The following is a 2,595-nucleotide window of genomic DNA, read 5'->3' as shown; positions in this document are numbered from 1 at the left end:
AACGGTCTTGTATATGAAAAGTAGCGGATTTTACACACGAACTTTTCGGTTTAATACAGACCTTTTTTTATATTTACTTACTTTCGTTTAAGCACTAAAACCGCTATTTTTTATATACGTTGTTGTGTTTTCGTACTTTTTTTCCGCAAACTTGCTAGCGTTGGCAAAGACATACTCTTTTGCAATTTTTGGCTTGTGTGGTGGCTGAAGCGAATTGCAAATGTGTATGGCTTTTAGCGTTGGCTTATTCCTCTATTTATAGTAAATAAAAACACAATTTAAAGTTTTAGCTCTGTTTGTTGGGTCAGTAACTTCAATTTCCTCAATATTGAGAACACTTGCATTTAATTTGTCTTTTGATTTTTGAGGAAAATTGTCAAATATACTTTTTGGAATTAACGCTTTTACTTCAAAGTCATTGTTTCCCCAATCTTTGGTCAACTTTGAATAAACTTTTTGAGGGTGCTTGATAACCCACATACCTCTTACTCTTAATGTTGTTATTTTTAAACTATCTACACCTTTTGCTCCGCCCAATTCATTTCCTGTGTAATCATCATCTAAATTGGCTTTTATATCATCAATGATTTCTTCATAGACTTCCTGTAAATCACAATAAATTCGACCATATACAAACCACACGGATTTTAAATGTTTGGCTCCACTTGGGATATATCCAAAACAATAAAGCATTTCTTTCTCTTCCCATTTTATTTCTTCACAAGTCAACGCAGAAGATTGTATTCTTGTATCTGTTGCTTTCAATGAATGTTTTGGATAGGAACTATTCAACTGAATAGAAGATTCGGAAGTAGCCTTTTTTACTTCCAAAGCATCTCCATTTTTTAATATTGCATCAGGAATTTTATTCTTTGCTCCTAAAAAAGAAAATACTTCGCTGTGCTTATTTCTTCGCGTTTCGTCATCATCAATATCAAAAGAGTTACTAAAAGCATCAAAGATGTATTCTTCCAAGGCTTCTCCCATATTTTGGGCTCTGTTACCACCTATTGTATATTCCTTAATCTCGTAGTCTTTATTCTCAACTATATTTACTAATGCTTCTAAAATGTTACTCATATTGTTTCGACTAATTCTCTTTGTTCTTTGCTCTGTTTGATGGTGTTTTGTTCAATCTGTGATTTTATACTTTTTGCTAAAAATTTTGCAAGATTTACAGGAACAGCGTTTCCAATCATTTTGTAACCTGCTGCGACTTTCTTATAATGGAAAATAAAGTCATTCGGAAAAGTTTGAATTCTTGCACATTCCCTAACGCTTAACCTTCTATATAAATGTTCTTTTCCTGGAACAAAAATTCTCTTATTTTTTTCTATGAATTTCATTTTTGGTGCTTGCGGATGAATAGGTGCGTGTCTTCCGCCTGCTTGAATTGTATAAGATTGTTCATCCCAACTTCTTACTCTGTTTCTTGACATAAAAATTGTAGAAAAACTTCCAATCATATATTCGTGATTTGGAACTACACAATTATCTCCATTGGTATTGTTGTATTCTAAAGCTGGTAAAACACCTTCTTGCAAATCAGATATAACATTTTCAAGCGGTATTTTTGGAAAAGTTTGAGTTGGGAATTGGTATTTAAAATTCAAATCTTTTCTAATTCCAATAAAGAAAACTCTTTTTCGGTCTTGTGGAACATTATAATCAGATGCGTTAAGCATTTGAAAAGAAAGTTCGTATCCTATTCCTGCGTTTCTAAAAAGTTCTTTAATTCCTTCTAAAGCTTCTGTGTGTTTAGAAATCAACATTCCACTAACATTTTCCGCTAAAAAGAATTTAGGTTGTTTAGCTTCTAATATTCTTATGAAGTCATAAAATAACTGACCTCTCTTATCTTTAATTCCTCTTGCTGCTCCAGCTTCACTCCAACTTTGGCAAGGTGGACCTCCAATTATTCCATCACATTCTGGAACTTCATCAGCTGGTATATTTACAATACTTCTTTTGTCAAGTATTGTGTTTGGGTGATTTTTTTCATAAGTTTCCCAAATTTCTTTGTCATATTCATTTGCCCAAATAACATTAAAACCAGCTTGCTGAAAGCCTAAATCAAGTCCGCCAGCTCCTGCGAAGAAAGATACTATTTTCATATTTTATTGTGTTTGAAGTGATTTATTAAGTGTTCTGCGATATTCTGCTTTTTCCTCTGCAACTTGTAATAGTTGTTTTGTGCAATTTGTTTCATAAATCTGCTTGCCAATTTGGTCAGTCACATATTCATTGCGCAATTCTGTGAGATTCAGTTTGAAGATTTTCGCAAGTTTTGGCAAGCGTTTTTCGTCAAAATCTCGTTTTCCATTTTCGATTTTACTCAAATTTGCAGAATCTAAATTTAGTTTAGCTGCAAGTTGAGTTAAAGTCAATTCGTTTTCGTTTCTTAAAAGTCGGATGTATTCTCCAAATGTGGTTTTCATAAGACTTGTCATTTTTTGACAAATCTAAATCTTTTTATCGATATATTCAATTCGAGCGTTGGGAAATTTTAGCTCTTTTGGTTTTTAGCGTTGGAATTGTGCGTTGGCAAAAACCGAAAGTGCTAAAATATGCGGCTGGTCAGTATGAAACACAACG

General features: G+C 32.9%; 3 protein-coding genes. All 3 read right to left on the bottom strand.

From position 1 onward, the window contains the following. Positions 1-252: 252 nt before the first annotated feature. From HM986_RS17425 to HM986_RS17415, 3 genes are read right to left on the bottom strand one after another with little or no spacing between them, the layout of a single operon-like run. The gene (locus HM986_RS17425) at positions 253-1,080 is read right to left on the bottom strand and encodes an NgoPII family restriction endonuclease (protein WP_179336320.1); all 828 of its coding nucleotides are present in this window, start codon (positions 1,078-1,080) and stop codon (positions 253-255) included. After that, a complete protein-coding gene (locus tag HM986_RS17420) occupies positions 1,077-2,114 on the bottom strand; it encodes a DNA cytosine methyltransferase (protein ID WP_179336319.1) in 1,038 nt (345 codons plus the stop codon). The genes HM986_RS17425 and HM986_RS17420 overlap by 4 nt, the downstream gene beginning before the upstream one ends. Positions 2,115-2,117: 3 nt before the next feature. Continuing rightward, a complete protein-coding gene (locus HM986_RS17415) occupies positions 2,118-2,438 on the bottom strand; it encodes a helix-turn-helix domain-containing protein (RefSeq protein ID WP_179336318.1) in 321 nt (106 codons plus the stop codon). Positions 2,439-2,595 lie beyond the last annotated feature (157 nt).

It is taken from the genome of Winogradskyella costae (assembly GCF_013403865.1).
GTDB lineage: Bacteria > Bacteroidota > Bacteroidia > Flavobacteriales > Flavobacteriaceae > Winogradskyella > Winogradskyella costae.
This window is presented reverse-complemented; position numbering and strand designations above follow the sequence as displayed.